The organism is Streptomyces sp. NPDC007189 (assembly GCF_040703635.1).
In the GTDB taxonomy this organism is placed as follows: domain Bacteria; phylum Actinomycetota; class Actinomycetes; order Streptomycetales; family Streptomycetaceae; genus Streptomyces.
On the sequence record NZ_JBEYEY010000001.1, the window covers coordinates 295,011 to 310,780 of the forward strand.

The window sequence follows — 15,770 nt, forward strand, 5'->3', positions numbered from 1 at the left end:
CGCGTCGCGTCAGGCCCGCCGCCGTCACGTGCGCCTCACTTCCCCGTGAGCGAGCCGAAGTCCACGCCGGAGCCCAGGATCAGGCCCGCGCCGAGCAGCAGCATCGTGGCCGGGACCATGAACGTGGTGATCATCAGCGTGGCCTTGGGCACCGCGCGGGCGGCCTTGCGGCGGGCGTTCTGGGCGTCGGTGCGGCGCATGTCCTTCGCCAGGGAGACGAGGGTGTCGACGATCGGCGCGCCCAGTTCCTCCCCCTGCTGCAGCGCGGTCACGAACATCGCCACCTGCTCGGAGTCGTTACGACGCCGCAGCTCCGCGAAGGCCTGGCGGCGGCTCATGCCGAGGTCCATCTGGCGCAGGGTGATGCGCAGTTCGTCCGCCCAGGGCCCCTCGTAGCGGGAGGCCACGCGGTCCAGGGCCTGGCGGAAGCCGAGACCGGCGCTCACCACGACCGCGAGCACGTCCAGGAAGTCCGGCAGGGTGCGCTCGATGACGTCCTTGCGGACCCGGATCGCCGACCAGATGCCGACCTCCGTCCAGAACGCGCCGAAGAGCAGGAGCAGTACGGCCACGAACCACTGGCCGCGCAGCAGGAACACCAGGCAGCCGACCGCGCCCAGTGCGCCGTACACCGCGCGGCGGGCCGCGTAGCGGTCGATGGTCAGGCCGCCGGGGTTTCCGGCCAGGTCGATCTTGCGGCGGTACTTGGCGACCAGGCGCGGGCCCATCAGGCGCAGCACGGCGGGGGCGTAGCGCATGCCCATGCGGTCGATGACCGAGCCGACCGCGCCCGTGCGGGTGGCGCCGACCTCCAGGGCCACCGCCAGGTCGCCGGGGAGTTTCGCGTCCGCGCGGTACATGCGGACGCCCGCGAAGGCGCCCCAGACACCGAGGCCCGTCAGCAGGGCGAGCAGGAATCCGATCACCGGGCCGTCCTCCTCACACGTCGATCCGGCTCAGGCGCCGGATGAGGACGAACCCGACGGCGTACATCGCGAAGGCGATCAGCACGCAGGCCTGGCCGACCGGTGAGCCGGTCATACGGGCCAGCGCGCCGTCCTTCACGCCGTTCATCAGGAACAGCGCGCCGACGCCGAGGACGGGGACGGCGTACGACGTCATGGTCACCTGGCTGAGCTGGGTGCGGATCTCGCGCCGGGTCTCCTTGCGTTCCTCCAAGGTCTCGGTGAGGTTGCGCAGGGCCGACACGACCTGGCCGCCCGCGCGGTTCGACAGCACCAGGGTGGTGACCAGGACGACCAGTTCGCGGGAGGGGAGGCGGTCGGCCAGCTCGCCCAGCGCGTCGTCCAGGGACTGTCCGATGGCCAGCTGGTCGGCGACCTTGGCCAGTTCCTCGCCCGCCGGGGCCTCCAGTTCCTCGGCCGCCATGCCGATCGCGGTGCGCAGGGCGAGGCCCGCCTGGGTGGCGTTGGCCAGGATGCGGGCGAGTTCGGGGAGTTGGCTGATGAAGCGTTCGATGCGTTTCTGGCGCTGCCAGTTGAGGAACTGCACCGCGGCCCAGATGCCGAGCAGTCCGGCGAGCGGGCCGAAGAAGGGGGCCAGGGTGGCCTGGCCGATCAGCCAGAGCGCGGCGACGGTCACGAGCATGGCGACGAAGAACTCGCCCGGGGTGACGTCCAGTCCGGTCGCGGCCAGGCGCAGCTCCAGCCGGCGGCCGAGGCGGGTGCGGCGCAGCCGCCGGTCCAGGTCGCGGAAGCGGCGTCTGCGGCCGGTCCCCGGGCCGGGGCCGGTGTGGGTGAGCCGGTCCACGAGGGCGGCGCGCCGGGCCCGGCCCGAGGCGTAGGCGTGCACTCCGGCCACCGCCAGGACGCAGGTCAGCAGCGTCACACCGGTGGTGAGCTGGACGAGGGTGTGGAGTTCCATGGGGGTCTACCTGGCTTCTCGGGTGGCGAGTTCGTCCACGGAGTGGGCGACTCCGAAGGCCTGCGGGACGGGCTGGCTCGCCATGTAGAGGCGGTCGGCGGTGCGGCGGGGCAGCGGGAAGTACCGGAAGCTGCCGTAGACGCGGCCGTCGGGGGTCATCGGCCGGGCGTCGAAGCGGGCGACGGTCGCGAGCCGGTACGGCTCCCCGCCGTGGCTGTCGAGCAGGGCGATCTCGGTGATGCGGCGGGCGCCGTCGGCGAACCGGGTGAGCTGGACGATGACGTCGACGGCGCTGTTGATCTGGTCGTGCAGGGCCACGAAGGGCACCTCGACGTCGGACATGGAGGCGAGGGTCTGCAGCCGGGTGAGGGCGTCCTCGGCGCTGTTGGCGTGGACGGTGGCCAGCGAGCCGTCGTGGCCGGTGGACATGGCCTGGAGCATGTCGAGGGACTCGCCGCCGCGGACCTCGCCGACCACGATCCGGTCGGGCCGCATGCGCAGGGAGTTGCGGACCAGGTCGCGGATGGTGACCTGGCCCTTGCCCTCGACGTTCGGGGGCCGTGACTCCAGGCGGACCACGTGCGCCTGCTGGAGCTGGAGTTCGGCGGAGTCCTCGATGGTGATGATGCGCTCGTGCGACGGGATCAGCCCCGACAGCGCGTTCAGCAGGGTCGTCTTCCCGGTGCCCGTCGCACCCGAGACGATGATGTTGAACTTGGCCTGCACCAGTCCGGCCAGCAGGTACACCATGGGCTCGTCCAGCGAGCCGAAGGAGATCAGCTCCTGGAGGGTGAAGGAGCGCGGGAAGCGGCGGATGGTGAGGATGGGGCCGGTCAGCGACAGCGGCGGGATGATGACGTTGACGCGTTCGCCGGAGGGCAGCCGGGCGTCCACCATGGGGTTGGACTCGTCCACCCGGCGGTTGACGGTGGACACGATCCGCTCGATGGTCTGCATCAGCTGGTCGGCGGAGACGAACCGCAGCGGCAGCTGCTCGACGCGGCCGCCGCGTTCCACGAAGATCGCGTCGGGGCCGTTGACCATGATCTCGGTGATCGAGGCGTCTTCGAGGAGGGGCTCCAGGATGCCGAGCCCTAGCGCCTCGTCCACCACGCGGCGGATCAGCTGCGCGCGCTCCACCGTGGACAGCACGGGGCCCTCGCGGCTGATGATGTGGCCGAGCACCCGCTCCAGCCGCGCCCTGCGCTCGGCGGCGGCGAGCGCGCTCATCTCGGCGAGGTCGATCTCCTCCAGGAGTTTGGCCCGGTAGGAGGCGACCAGGTGCCCGTCCTCGCCCCGGCTGCCGTGCTCCTCGGGGGTGGTGATGCGTGCGCGCAGGCTCATGTCGGCACCTCCTCGGTCAGTGGTCGAGCGGCATGGTCGCGGTCTTGGTGGCGTCGCCGAAGTCCCAGACGATCCGGGGGATGCGGACCCGGGCGGTGACGGTCACGGTGTCGCCTCCGGCGCCGGACGAGCAGGTCACGGTGAGTGCGCCGCTGACGGCCTCGGCGCAGGCCCGCTGGGCGTCCTGCCGCAGCGAGGCGGCCCGCGCCCCGGCCCTGGCCGCCGTACCGGCCTGCTCGGCGGCGTAGGCGACGGCCCCGATCTGGATGCCGGCCAGGCCGACGATCAGCAGCACCGGGATGAACCCGAGGTATTCGATGGCGACCTGGCCCCGGTCGCGGCCACGGCGGTACGGCATCTCAGTGCTTCGCCTCCTCGACGGCGCCGGCGTGGCCGGTCACGGTGGCCGGGAAGTCGATCAGCCCGGGGAAGAGGACGGGGACGTGCAGCCTGACGTCGGCCGTGACATAGCCGCTGCCGCCGCAGGACACCGCCGCACTCCCCCTCCACGCCGCCGACAGGTGCTTGAGCCCGGCCGCCGAGCAGGCCGCCTGCCGCGCGCCCGGCGGCACCGCGGTCCCCGCCCGTACCGCCTCGTCCGCAGCATTCCCGGCGAGCGTGAAGGTGTACCCCACGAGCACGGCCTGCCACAGGAGCACCAGCGTCAGGATGATCAGCGGCGTCATCCCCAGGAACTCGATGCTGACCTGCCCCCGGTCCCCGCCCGGCCTCCTTCTCATGGCGCGCTCACTCCTTCCGCCGCCGGAATCCGCCCGGGCCGCGCCCGCTCCCCCGGTGCGCCCCCTCGGCCGCCTTCACCAGTCCCAGCTCTCCCGCGAGCGCCCACAGGGCCTGCTTGACCGTGCTCCTGCTGTCCAGTTCGTGGACCCGCCCGGCGTCCACGACGGCTTGAAGTTCCTTGAAATTGGCCGGAATCGCGGTGCGCGCCAGCGCGGTCCCGGTGATGCGCTGCACCAGCGGCGGCTGGATCTCCGTGCCGCGGGTGTGCCGGTTGACGACGACCGTGGTCTCCTCGGCCTTGCGGATCTGCAGCCGGTCCCACATCCGCACGGTCCGCTTGGCGGCGCGTACGGCGATCACGTCCGGCGTGGTGACCAGCAGCGCGGTGTCGGCCATCTCCACCACGGCGGCCCCGGCGCCGCTGAGCTGGGCGCCGCAGTCGACGACGACCACCTCGTAGCGGGAGCGCAGGGCGCTGACGATCTGGCGGGCGGCGCGGTCGGTGACCTCCTCGCCGCGTTCGCCCTCGGCGGGGGCGAGGAGCACGGCGAGCCCGGTGTCGTGGCGGAAGACGGCGTCGGCCAGGACTCGGGGTGAGATGTCGGTGATGGCGGCGAGGTCGGCCACGGAACGCCGGAACTGGATGTCCAGGTAGGAGGCGACGTCCCCGGTCTGGAGGTCGAGGTCGGCCAGGGCCGTGGGCCGCCCGGAGGCCTGTGCTGCGAGGGCCAGGTGGACGGCGGCCAGGGTCGCGCCGACGCCGCCCTTGGCGCCGCTGACCGTGACGACCGTACCGCCGGCTCCGCCGAACAGCTCGGCGCCGTGCCCGAGGTGGCGCCGTACCCCCGTCGACCACTGGGCGACGGCCTGGACGCGGCTGGCGAGTTCCTCGTACGACAGCGGGAGCGCGACCAGGCCGCGGGCGCCGGCGTCCATGGCGGCGGAGAACAGGCCGGGGCTCGCGTCGGTGGTGACGAGGATGACGCCGACCGCCGGGAAGCGCAGGGCGACCTCGCGGATCAGCTCCAGGGCCGGGACCGGGCCGATGCGCTCGTGGACGACGACCACTTCGGGGAGTTCGTCGACGGACTCCGCGGCGAGCCGGGCGAGGGTGTCGACGAGCTGGGTGGAGTCGGTGACCGGTGGCTGGGGTTCGGCGTCGGGGAGCTGGCTGAGCAGGGTGGTCAGGGAGCGGACGGCGTCCGGGTCCGTGCCGGCCGGGAGGATCCTGGTGGGCATGCGGGCCGCCTCTCACTTGTCCGTCGCGAGTTCGTAGGTGCGGTCCTTGTCGGGGACGCTGGTCTCGCTGCCGGGCGCGACCAGGGCGAGCCGGACGCGCTGGGCGAAGGACTCGGCGTAGGTGATGCGCTGGGCGTCGAGGGTGGACAGCGCGAAGGTGATGGGGACGGCCTCGCTGGGCTGCTGCTGGTTCTTGTTCTGGTCGGGGTCGAGGGCGGTGATCTGGCCGACGTCGAGGACCCGGGCCTCGGTGACGATGATCTTCGACTGGTCGGGGTCGCCCTCCTTCTTTCCGGCGAAGGTGGCGTACACGTTGACGTGCGACCCCGGGGTGATCTTCCCGGCCACTCCGGTGGCCGCGTCGATCATGATGGCGACCTCCTGCTGGCCGGGCTGGAGGGCGGGCTGGTCGACGATCATGTCGGTCTGGAGCAGGGAGCCCTTGCGCAGGGTGGTGACCGCGATCTTGCCCTGGATCTGGTGCAGGTCGGTGACGGCGTTGCCGGACAGCCACCGCCTGGGCATCTCGATCTTCTCGAACTGGCCCGCGTCCAGGGCGGTGTACGGCTTCACGTCGGACTTCACCCGATAGGCGCCGACCTCGGGCCCGACCTTGGAGTTCACGTCGTGGACGACGGAGAGCACGCCGGCGAACGCGCCGAGAGCGCACAGGACCGACAGGATCAGCAGTATCACGCCGCGGCGCTGACGGGAGTTCATGAACCGTGCAACCTCATTGGGGGAATCGGTCGAGCGGGCTGGGAACGTACGGGGCGGGTCAGGCGGGCGTGCGCTGTTCCAGGGCGCGGGGCGGGGCGGGTTCGTACGCGGGCGGGGTGGCGGAGCAGAAGACGCAGCGGTCGCCGATGACGTCCAGGCCGCACCAGTGGCAGGCGGTCTGCCGTACCGACGTGACGAGCTGGTAGAGCACGGACAGGTCGGCGAGGTAGCTGCAGAACTCGGTCATGCGGCCGGTGCCCCACCACACCGGCGACTCGGCGGGCAGCGGGACCTCGCGCAGCCCGTGCACGCTCCACTGCCCGGCGAGCCCGGCCACCCAGTCGCCCTGCGTCTGCTGCCCCTTGGCGACGAGCATCCAGGTGTTGAAGTCCGGTCCCTTGAGGGTGGCGCCGGGGGCGATGCGCACGAGTTGCGGCTCCGGGTGGGCGAGCACGGCGAACTGGCTGCCGGGCACCCAGGACTTGGCGTGCGCCTTCAGCCCGACCGGCACCCGGTCCAGCCTGGCGACGGACGCGAGGACGGCACCGGCGTGCAGGTAGTGGGTGAGCAGCCGGCCGGCGGAGGCGAGCACGCCGGGACTGAGGTCGCAGGAGGCGAGCTGGCGCAGCTGCCGGGCGAGCACGGCGACGCCGAGCGGCGGCAGTTCGGGCCGGAAGACGGCGATGCGGTCGCTCTCCAGCAGCGAGCGCAGGGTGTGCAGCCGGCGTACGACGGGCTCGGGGGTGGCGGCCGAGCAGAGGACGATGACGTATCCGTACTGCTCGGTGAGGGCGTGGAGTTCGAGGAGGGCGTGCTCCAGCGGGCGCTGGTCGAGGCCGCCCAGCACGACGGCCGGCACGGTCCGTTCGTCCTGCGCCGGCAGTGCCATGTCGGCACTGGTGACGGCAATGGCTGTGGGCACGCGCAGCTCCCCGCTCTCCCCATCCGCCGGCCCACCGGAAGGTCACTCCTGTGCGCCGGGACGACTTCACTGCGTGACTACGTGAGCACTGTAACCACGGCCGTATGACCGGAGAACAGCGTTTGTGAAGCCCGCGTGGAACTCTCTGGTCACAACTCCCGCCAAATCCGGACAGCTTGAGCGGCGATCCGGAAACGGTTTTGGTCTGAACCTCTTGACACCCCGATTGGTCTGGACCAACTTGGAGCCCGACGGTGGCCACCGCATCTCCCCCTCACCTCCCAAGGCACGCTCGCCCCACCCCACTTCCCCCACCGGAGGCCCCAGTGGACCTTGCACCAGGCATACCCAGACCCCGCGCACGGCGAATCACCCTGTGGTCGGCCGCCACGGCCCTGGCCCTCTCCGTCGCCGGGCTCGCCGCGACCCCGGCCTCCGCGGCGGACGTCAACAACGTGAAGAACGCGGGCTTCGAGTCGGGCCTCGCCGGCTGGACGTGCACGGCGGGCAGCGGTACGACCGTCTCCTCCCCGGTGCACTCCGGTTCCTCCGCGCTCAAGGCGACCCCGGCCGGCCAGGACGACGCCCAGTGCACCGAGACGGTCGCGGTCAAGCCCAACTCGACGTACACGCTGAGCGCGTGGGTGCAGGGCGGCTACTCCTACCTGGGCGTGACGGGCACGGGCACCACGGACGTCTCCACCTGGACGCCGGACACGACGTCCTGGAAACAGCTGTCGACGACGTTCACCACCGGCGGGTCGACCTCGTCCGTCACGGTCTACACGCACGGCTGGTACGGCCAGGCCGCCTACTACGCCGACGACGTCTCGGTCTACGGCCCCGACGGCGGCGGAGGCGGCGACCCGGCCCCGACCGTCCCGGCCGCGCCGGCCGGCCTGTCCGTCTCCGGTACGACGTCCTCGTCCGTGTCGCTGTCCTGGACCGGGGTGTCGGGGGCGACGGGCTACAACGTCTACCGCGACGGCGCCAAGGTGACCGCGGTGTCGGGAACGTCCGCCACGGTGACGGGCCTGGCGGCGTCCACGTCGTACTCCTTCCAGGTGACGGCGACGAACGCGGCGGGCGAGTCGGCCAAGTCGGCGGCGGTGACGGGCACGACGGCCTCCGGCGGCAGCAGCGGCGGCGGAGGCGGCGCCCTGCCCAAGCACGCGGTGACCGGCTACTGGCAGAACTTCAACAACGGCGCGAAGGTGCAGAAGCTGTCGGACGTCCCCTCCGCGTACGACATCATCGCCGTGGCCTTCGCCGACGCGACCTCGACGCCGGGCGCCGTGACCTTCAACCTGGACTCCTCCGGCCTCGGCGGCTACACCGTCGACCAGTTCAAGGCGGACATCAAGGCCAAGCAGGCGGCCGGCAAGAAGGTCGTCGTCTCCATCGGCGGCCAGAACGGCACCGTGTCCATCAACGACTCGGCGTCCGCGGCGAACTTCGCGAACTCGGTGTACTCGCTGATGCAGACGTACGGGTTCGACGGCGTCGACATCGACCTGGAGAACGGCCTCAACGCGACCTACATGACCCAGGCCCTGCGCGCCCTGTCGTCGAAGGCGGGCCCGTCCCTGGTCATCACGATGGCCCCGCAGACGATCGACATGCAGTCGACGTCGAACTCCTACTTCCAGACGGCCCTGAACATCAAGGACATCCTCACGGTCGTCAACATGCAGTACTACAACAGCGGTTCGATGCTCGGCTGCGACGGCAAGGTCTACAGCCAGGGCTCGGTCGACTTCCTCACCGCCCTCGCCTGCATCCAGCTCCAGGGCGGCCTCGCCCCCTCGCAGGTGGGCCTCGGCCTGCCCGCCTCAACGAGCGCGGCCGGCAGCGGCTACGTCTCGCCGACCGTGGTGAACAACGCCCTGGACTGCCTGACGGCGGGCACCAACTGCGGCTCCTTCAAGCCGTCCAGGACCTACCCGGACCTGCGCGGCGCGATGACCTGGTCGACGAACTGGGACGCGTCGGCGGGCAACGCCTGGTCGAACGCGGTCGGCGCCCATGTGCACGCGCTGCCGTGAGGTGAGGCACGGCGGATGACGACGCCCGGGCCCGGACGGGGCCCGGGCGTCGCAGCCGTATCAGGCGGAGTCGCCGTCGGTGGAGTCGTCGCCCGTGGCGTCGCCGGTGGGGTCGCCCTTGGCGGGCTCGTCCTTGGCGGGCTCGTCCTCGAAGTACGCGTCCAGCACCGCGTCCAGCTGCTCGTCCCACTCCTTGAAGCGGGACCGCGACGCCGCCTCGATCTCGATCGGGTACCAGCGCCGTTCCGGGGTGTGGACGGTGATCGTGAAACGCTTGCCGAAGCGGGGGGACTCGGTCTCGACCGCGGCGATCTCGTCCCAGCGGAACTCGCAGGCCTCCTCGTCCAGGCGCAGGCGTACGCCCTTGCGGTCGGCCACGATCTTCGCGCGGCGGTCAAAGGCCTCGAAGACCGGACCGCCGTCCGGGCCGTCGCCGTCCGCGGACTCGTCGGCGTCCGTGGCCTCTGCGCTGTCCGCGGACTCCTCGGACAGCGCGGACTCCTCGGGCGCCGCCGCGTCCTGCGGCCGGGCCGGCGTCTCGTCCCCGTCCGGCACGGCGTCCGCCGGTTCGTCCGGCCCGGCCGGCGCCGGAACCGTGATCCCGGGGATGAACGCCGGGTCGAAACCGGCGCCCGTCACGGGCTCGGCCTTCAACGGCTGTGCTTCGGACGGCTTGCTGCTCGCTCCTATGCGCTGCTCCACGGCGGCAGTATGGACGACTTCCCTGTGCCGGAACCAGTCACCCCGCCCGTCCCACCGCGAGTACCGGGTCAGCCCAGGACGGCGAGCGCGTCGATCTCGATCAGCAGGCCCTCGGGCAGGCCGACGTACACCGTCGTACGGGCGGCGGGCGGCTGGGTGAGGCCCTGCTCCCCGAAGTACGCGTTGTAGATCTCGTTCATCTCGGCGAAGTGGTCCACGTCGGTGAGGTAGACGCGGATCATCATCACGTCGTCCCAGGTCGCGCCGCCCTCCTCCAGAATCGCCCTGACGTTGGCGAGGGTCTGCAGGGTCTGCTCGCGCAGGGTGGGGCCGGCCGGCGTCGGGGGCCTGCCCTCCTCGGCGGGCAGGAAGCCGACCTGTCCGGCCACCTGGAGGATGTTCCCCTTCTTCACACCGTGGGAGAACTTCGCCGGCGGGATGGTGTGGGTCTTCGGGGTGAGCGCGATCTTGTCGGTCATACGGTGTCCTTCACTGGCGTTCGTCCGGAGTACTCGCCGCTGATCGCGTCCGCGGTACGGCGGACCTGCGGGAGCAGGGTGAGGAGTTCCTCAGCGGTGACGACCACGTTCGGCGCGGACACCGACATCGCGGCGACCACCCGGCCGTCGGCGCCGCGGATGGGGGCGGCGACGCAGTTGATGGACTCCTCGTGGCCGCCGAGGTCGGCGGCCCAGCCCTGTTCGCGCACCTTCTCCAGCTCCCGCAGGAACGCGGCGGCGCTGGGGGTGGAGCGGGGGGTGTACAGGGGGTATTCGAGCTTGTCCGCGAGGGCGCGGCGCTCGGGCTCGGGCAGGTCGGCGAGGAGGAGCTTGGCGACGGCGGCGACCGTGACGGCGACGGGCTTGCCGATCCGCGAGTACATGCGGACCGGGTAGCGGCTGTCCACCTTGTCGATGTAGAGCACCTCGCCCTCCTCGTACACGGCGAGGTGCACGGTGTGCCCGCAGGCCTCGCCCAGCCGTACGAGGTGGGGGTGGGCGATCTCGCGGACGTCGAGGTTCTCCATCGCCTCCTGGGCGAGGGCGAAGAGGCGGGCGCCGAGGCGGTAGCGCTGGTCGGACTGGCGGTAGACCAGACCGTGTTCGTGCAGGGTGCGCAGCAGGCGCAGGGCCGTGGACTTGTGCACGCCGAGACGCTCGGCGACCTGGCCGAGGTCGGCCGGTCCCTCGGCGAGGAGCGGAAGGATGCTCAGGGCGCGGTCGACGGTCTGACTCATGGGGTGCTCGCCTCCTGTGCGGCCCGCGTCCAGCCGGGCCCGAGTCGAAGTCTCCCCCATGCGGTGTCGTCCAGGGCGCTCAGGCGGTCGGCGTGGTCCCGCGCGGGAGGTGCGGCCAGGTCGCCGGGGGCGGTGAGGGCCGCGGCGGCGAAGAGGTGGCCGTGCCGCAGGCGGTCCCGCACGGGAAGCCCGCGGAGGGTACCGGAGAGAAACCCGGCGGCGAAGGCGTCTCCGGCGCCGACGTGGGCGACGACGTCCACCTTCGGGGCGCGCACGAACGTCGCGGTGCCGTCGGCGTCCGCCGTGCCGTCGGTGTTCTTGTCGAACGCCGTCGCCCCGCCCGGGCCGTGCTTGACCACGACGGTCGCCGGTTCGGGCAGCGCCTCCACAACGGCCGCACCGCCGTGCAGACCCCAGGCGGCCCGCGCCTCGTCGTCCCCCACGAAGACGATGTCCGCGCGGCGCGCCAGCTCCAGCAGTACGCGCGGCCCGTCGGTGCCGGGCCACAGCGCGGGCCGGTAGTTGACGTCGAAGGAGACCAACGGGCGAGACGGCCCCGGTGCCGTCAGTTGGCGCATCAGCCGCAGACAGTCCTCCGACAGCGCCGCCGTGATCCCCGACAGGTGCAGTACCCGGCACGCCCGTACCGCCGACAGGTCCACGGTCTCGGCGCTCATCGCCGACGCCGCCGAGCCCGCCCGGTAGTACGCCACCTCGTGCGCGCCCGTGCCGCGGTCGCCGGCCGTGCGGAAGTAGACGCCGGTCGGGCGGTCCGGGTCCCGGGTCACGGAGGTGACGTCGACGCCGTACCCGGCGATCCGCTCGACGACGTGCGTGCCGAACGCGTCCGCGCCCACGCGGCTCACCCAGCGGGCCGTGTGCCCGGCGGCGGCCAGCGCGCAGGCCACGTTGGACTCGGCGCCGCCGATCGCACGCTCGAAGGAGGGCACGTCCGCGAGGCGGCCCGGCCGGCTGGGCAGGAAGGCGACCATGGACTCGCCGAGCGCGACCACGTCCACGACGTCCGGGGCCACGCTGTTCCCGGCGCCAGCAGTGTCGTTGATGATGGCTCCTGTCCGCATGTCCGGGCGAGGCATCCGTTGACCCGGTCCCGGCGAGATGCTAGACACCAGGCGACACTATGTGCAATGACCGTTGCAGAGAATGCAACGGCAGGAGAGGGGCTCCATGAGCAGCAGCGAAGCGCTCGCCCGGCTGGCCGGGGAACGCGTCGACCACCGCTTCAAGGGCCTCCCGCCGGACGCCGAGGGCCTCACCGTCGGCGAGCTGGCCGCCCAGCGCCGCAACCTCTTCACGGACGGCTTCCCGACCCCCGTCCTGACCCTCTCCGCCGAGCGCCTGGAGCACAACCTCGCGCTGATGGAGACGTACATCGCCCGGCACGGCCTCGCCTTCGCCCCGCACGGCAAGACCTCCATGGCCCCGCAGCTCTTCCACCGCCAGATCGAGCACGGCGCCTGGGGCATCACGCTGGCGGTGCCCCACCAGGTGCGGGTCGCCCGGGCGTTCGGCATCCGGCGGGTGTTCCTCGCCAACGAACTCGTGGACGCCGCCGCCCTCCGCTGGATCGCCGGGGAACTGGCCGCCGACCCCGCCTTCCAACTGGTCGCTTACGTCGACTCCGTGCGCGGCGTCGAGCTGATGGACGCCGCGCTCCGGGGCGCCGCACGGCCCGTGGACGTCGTCGTGGAGCTGGGCGCCGGCGAGGGCGCGCGGACCGGTGTGCGCACGGAGGCGGAGGCGCTGGCCGTCGCCGAGGCGGTGGCCGGGACGCAGACGCTGCGGCTCGTCGGCGTCGCGGGGTACGAGGGCGAGGTCCCGCGGGCCGATCCGGAACGGGTGCGGTCGTATCTGCGGCGGCTGGTCGCGATCGCTGTCGCCCTCGACGAGGCCGGGCGTCTGAAGGACGCGGAGGAGATCGTGGTGAGCGCGGGCGGCAGCGCGTGGTTCGACGCGGTGGCCGAGGTGTTCGCGGAGATCCCGGCCCTGTCCCGCCCGGTGCTGAAGCTGCTGCGCTCGGGGGCGTACGTCTCGCACGACGACGGGCACTACCGGCGCATCACCCCCTTCAACCGCGTCCCGGAGGAGGGCGCGCTGGAGCCCGCGTTCCGGCTGTGGGCGCAGGTCGTCTCCCGGCCCGCCCCCGGGCAGGCCTTCGCCAACGCGGGCAAGCGCGACGCGGCCCACGACCTGGACCTGCCCACCGCCCAGGTGGTACGCCGGAGGGATGCGGAGCGCCCGGCGGACGGCATCACCGTGACCGGCCTGTCCGACCAGCACGCCTGGCTGCGCACGGACCCCGGCGCGGACCTCGAGGTCGGCGACTGGATCGGCCTGGGCCTGTCGCATCCGTGCACGTCGTTCGACAAGTGGCAGCTGATCCCGGTGACCGAGGCGGACGGCACGGTCGTCGACTACATCCGCACCTTCTTCTAGAGCCCGGGGGGTACCGGCCGTGGAGCAACTCGTCATCCGGGACGCCGACGTCGTCGACGGCAGCGGCGAGCCGTCGTACCGGGCCGATGTGGTGGTCGACGGCGGCCGGATCGTCTCGATCGTCAAGGAGGCCGCCGCGGCCGGCTGCCAGCGCCCGCGCGCCATGCGGGAAGTGGACGCGGAGGGCCTGGTCCTCTGCCCCGGCTTCATCGACATGCACGCCCACTCCGACCTCGCCCTGCTGCGCGACCCCGACCACAGCGCGAAGGCCGCGCAGGGCGTCACACTCGAGGTCGTCGGCCAGGACGGGCTGTCGTACGCGCCGGTGGACGACCGCACGCTGGAGCAGGTGCGGCGGGCGATCACCGGGTGGAACGGGTACGGCTACGACGTCGAGATCGACTGGCGGTCGGTCGGCGAGTACCTGGACCGGCTCGACCGGGGCATCGCCGTGAACGCGGCCTACCTCGTCCCCCAGGGCACGGTCCGCGCGCTCGTCGTCGGCTGGGAGGACCGCCCGGCCACACCCGGGGAGCTGGACCGGATGCGGCGGCTGGTCGCGGAGGGGATGGAGCAGGGCGCGGTCGGACTGTCCTCGGGGCTGACGTACCCGCCGGGCATGTACGCCGCGGACGCCGAACTGACCGAGCTGTGCCGGGTGGTGGCGGCGTACGGCGGCTACTACTGCCCGCACCACCGCTCCTACGGCGCCGGGGCCCTCGAGGCGTACGCCGGCATGATCGCCCTCGCCCGGGAGGCCGGCTGTCCGCTGCACCTGACCCACGCGACGCTGAACTTCGGCGTGAACGAGGGCCGGGCGCCGGAGCTGCTGGCCCTGCTGGACGAGGCCCTCGACGCGGGCGCGGACATCACCCTCGACACCTACCCCTACACCCCCGGCTGCACCACCCTGGCCGCGCTGCTGCCGAGCTGGGCGAGCGAGGGCGGCCCCGAGGAGGTCCTGGCCCGGCTCACCGACCCGGCGACGGCCGCGCGGATCCGGCACGAGCTGGAGGTCACCGGCTCGGACGGCTGCCACGGCGTGCCGGTGGAGTGGGAGACGGTCGAGATCTCCGGGGTCACCGATCCGGCGCTGGGCGACCTGGTGGGCCGTACCGTCCGGGAAGCGGCCGGGCTGCGCGGCGAGGCGCCCTGGGAGACCGCCCGCCGGCTGCTGGTCGAGGACCGGCTCGGTACGACGGTCCTCCAGCACGTCGGCCACGAGGACAACGTCCGCGCGATCATGCGGCACCGCACCCACACCGGCGGCTCCGACGGCATCCTCCGCGGCGCCAAACCGCACCCGCGCGCCTACGGCACCTTCCCGCGCTATCTGGGCCACTACGTACGGGACTTGGGGATCCTGTCCCTGGAGGAGTGCGTCGCCCACCTCACCTCCCGGCCCGCGGCCCGGCTGCGGCTGCCGGACCGGGGGCTGGTGCGCGAGGGGTACCGGGCCGACCTGGTGCTGTTCGACCCGCAGACGGTGGCGCCCGGCGCGACCTTCGCCGAGCCGCGCCGGCTGCCCACCGGCATCCCGTACGTCCTGGTCGACGGCCGGTTCGCCATCGAGGACGGCAAGCGGACGGACGTGCTCGCGGGCCGGTCCGTCCGCCCGGGCGTCCGCTAGGGCTTGGGCAGGGTGCAGCCGGCGGCGCTCAGGTCCAGCTTGTTGCCGGTGGTGAAGCAGGCGGGGATCTGGTAGATCTCCTCGGCGTAGTTGATGCCCTGGCGGACGGTGACGTTGCCGCTCTCGTCCACCTCGCACGGGTTGTTCTCGGTGCAGCGCTCGCCGTCCTCGTTGCCGGTGTTGTTGACAGCGACGACCTTGCCGGTATTGGTGTCGATGACCGGGGAGCCCGAGGTGCCGCCGATCGTGTCGCAGGCGGAGGTGTAGCGGACGGAGTCCTTCCAGGTCCAGCCGCCCTCCTTCAGCCGGTACACGAACCCGTCGACGCTGCAGCTGTAGGTCCGCTTCCAGTAGCCGGAGACCACCTTGATGGCGGTGCCGGCGGCGGGGTGGGTGTCGTTCACGGTGAGCGGGCTGATCCCGTACGCGCTCTTGATCTGCGCGTAGGTGGTGGTCAGCCGGTAGAGGGTGACGTCCGTGTCCGTCATGGTCGAGTAGACGACCTGGTTGGCGCGCAGGGTGGCGACCCTGCTGCCGGAGGCGTTCAGCAGGCCGAAGCTACGGCTGGAGGACTGGCCGGTGATGACTTCGCCGGGGCTGGGAAAGCCGGTCTCCAGGCAGTGGCCGTTGGTGAGCACGAGCGCGGGGTCGGTGTCGGCGGAACCGGGGAAGCGGATCACCGAGCCGGAGCAGTTGCTGAGCGCGACGGTACCGGCGTAGGAGACGGTCACCGCGGCGGGCCTGTCCGCGTGCGGCGCGGCGACCGCGGGGGCGGCGCCCAGCCCGGCCAAGGCCAGTGAGGAGAGCGCGGCAAGGAGAGGCTTGTTCATGTGGGGGTCCCCTCTTACG

Annotated in this window: 16 protein-coding genes; 3 read left to right on the top strand and 13 right to left on the bottom strand. The window is 72.3% G+C overall.

The window, feature by feature from the left end:
- Positions 1–35 precede the first annotated feature (35 nt).
- From AB0950_RS01365 to AB0950_RS01400, 8 genes are read right to left on the bottom strand one after another with little or no spacing between them, the layout of a single operon-like run.
- A complete protein-coding gene (locus tag AB0950_RS01365; protein WP_360574941.1) occupies positions 36–923 on the bottom strand; it encodes a DUF5936 domain-containing protein in 888 nt (295 codons plus the stop codon).
- A 16-nt stretch (positions 924–939) separates the two neighbouring features.
- Entirely contained in the window at positions 940–1,884 is a 945-nt protein-coding gene (locus tag AB0950_RS01370) for a type II secretion system F family protein (protein WP_366777532.1), read from the bottom strand.
- Between the two features lie 6 nt (positions 1,885–1,890).
- Positions 1,891–3,228, bottom strand: coding sequence for a CpaF family protein (locus tag AB0950_RS01375; protein ID WP_360159862.1), 1,338 nt, complete (start codon positions 3,226–3,228; stop codon positions 1,891–1,893).
- A 16-nt stretch (positions 3,229–3,244) separates the two neighbouring features.
- Positions 3,245–3,586, bottom strand: coding sequence for a TadE/TadG family type IV pilus assembly protein (locus AB0950_RS01380; protein ID WP_366777533.1), 342 nt, complete (start codon positions 3,584–3,586; stop codon positions 3,245–3,247).
- A 1-nt stretch (position 3,587) separates the two neighbouring features.
- Positions 3,588–3,968 (bottom strand): TadE/TadG family type IV pilus assembly protein, encoded by a 381-nt coding sequence (locus AB0950_RS01385; protein WP_366777534.1) that lies wholly within the window; start codon positions 3,966–3,968, stop codon positions 3,588–3,590.
- A gap of 7 nt (positions 3,969–3,975) precedes the next feature.
- Complete coding sequence (locus tag AB0950_RS01390) at positions 3,976–5,208, bottom strand: P-loop NTPase (RefSeq protein WP_360159859.1); 1,233 nt, start codon at positions 5,206–5,208, stop codon at positions 3,976–3,978.
- A 12-nt stretch (positions 5,209–5,220) separates the two neighbouring features.
- Positions 5,221–5,928, bottom strand: a complete 708-nt coding sequence (cpaB, locus tag AB0950_RS01395; RefSeq protein ID WP_366777535.1) for a Flp pilus assembly protein CpaB — start codon at positions 5,926–5,928, stop codon at positions 5,221–5,223.
- A 58-nt stretch (positions 5,929–5,986) separates the two neighbouring features.
- Entirely contained in the window at positions 5,987–6,817 is an 831-nt protein-coding gene (locus AB0950_RS01400) for a hypothetical protein (protein ID WP_360159961.1), read from the bottom strand.
- Positions 6,818–7,176: 359 nt separating this feature from the next.
- Between AB0950_RS01400 and AB0950_RS01405 the strand changes: the two genes are divergently transcribed.
- Positions 7,177–8,895 (top strand): glycoside hydrolase family 18 protein, encoded by a 1,719-nt coding sequence (locus tag AB0950_RS01405; RefSeq protein ID WP_360574921.1) that lies wholly within the window; start codon positions 7,177–7,179, stop codon positions 8,893–8,895.
- A gap of 60 nt (positions 8,896–8,955) precedes the next feature.
- Here AB0950_RS01405 and AB0950_RS01410 read toward each other — a convergent pair whose 3' ends face one another.
- From AB0950_RS01410 to AB0950_RS01425, 4 genes are all read right to left on the bottom strand, one after another.
- On the bottom strand, positions 8,956–9,597 hold the full coding sequence (locus tag AB0950_RS01410) for a hypothetical protein (protein WP_366777536.1): 642 nt from the start codon (positions 9,595–9,597) through the stop codon (positions 8,956–8,958).
- Positions 9,598–9,665: 68 nt separating this feature from the next.
- Complete coding sequence (locus tag AB0950_RS01415; RefSeq protein WP_360574923.1) at positions 9,666–10,076, bottom strand: RidA family protein; 411 nt, start codon at positions 10,074–10,076, stop codon at positions 9,666–9,668.
- Positions 10,073–10,834: an IclR family transcriptional regulator gene (locus tag AB0950_RS01420; RefSeq protein ID WP_360159854.1), complete on the bottom strand. Its 762-nt coding sequence runs from the start codon at positions 10,832–10,834 to the stop codon at positions 10,073–10,075. The genes AB0950_RS01415 and AB0950_RS01420 overlap by 4 nt, the downstream gene beginning before the upstream one ends.
- Positions 10,831–11,916, bottom strand: coding sequence for a sugar kinase (locus AB0950_RS01425; RefSeq protein WP_366777537.1), 1,086 nt, complete (start codon positions 11,914–11,916; stop codon positions 10,831–10,833). Before AB0950_RS01425 ends, AB0950_RS01420 begins: the two co-directional genes overlap by 4 nt.
- Positions 11,917–12,022: 106 nt before the next feature.
- Here AB0950_RS01425 and AB0950_RS01430 point away from each other — a divergent pair, with 106 nt between their 5' ends.
- Both AB0950_RS01430 and AB0950_RS01435 read left to right on the top strand, forming a co-directional pair.
- Positions 12,023–13,291 carry an amino acid deaminase gene (locus AB0950_RS01430; protein WP_366777538.1) on the top strand — a complete coding sequence of 423 codons (1,269 nt, stop codon included), beginning with the start codon at positions 12,023–12,025 and terminating at the stop codon, positions 13,289–13,291.
- A gap of 19 nt (positions 13,292–13,310) precedes the next feature.
- Positions 13,311–14,921, top strand: coding sequence for a D-aminoacylase (locus AB0950_RS01435; protein ID WP_366777539.1), 1,611 nt, complete (start codon positions 13,311–13,313; stop codon positions 14,919–14,921).
- On the opposite strand, the gene AB0950_RS01440 is transcribed toward AB0950_RS01435, so the two are convergent.
- Positions 14,918–15,751 (bottom strand): serine protease, encoded by an 834-nt coding sequence (locus AB0950_RS01440; protein WP_366777540.1) that lies wholly within the window; start codon positions 15,749–15,751, stop codon positions 14,918–14,920. The genes AB0950_RS01435 and AB0950_RS01440 overlap by 4 nt on opposite strands.
- Between the last annotated feature and the right edge of the window lie 19 nt (positions 15,752–15,770).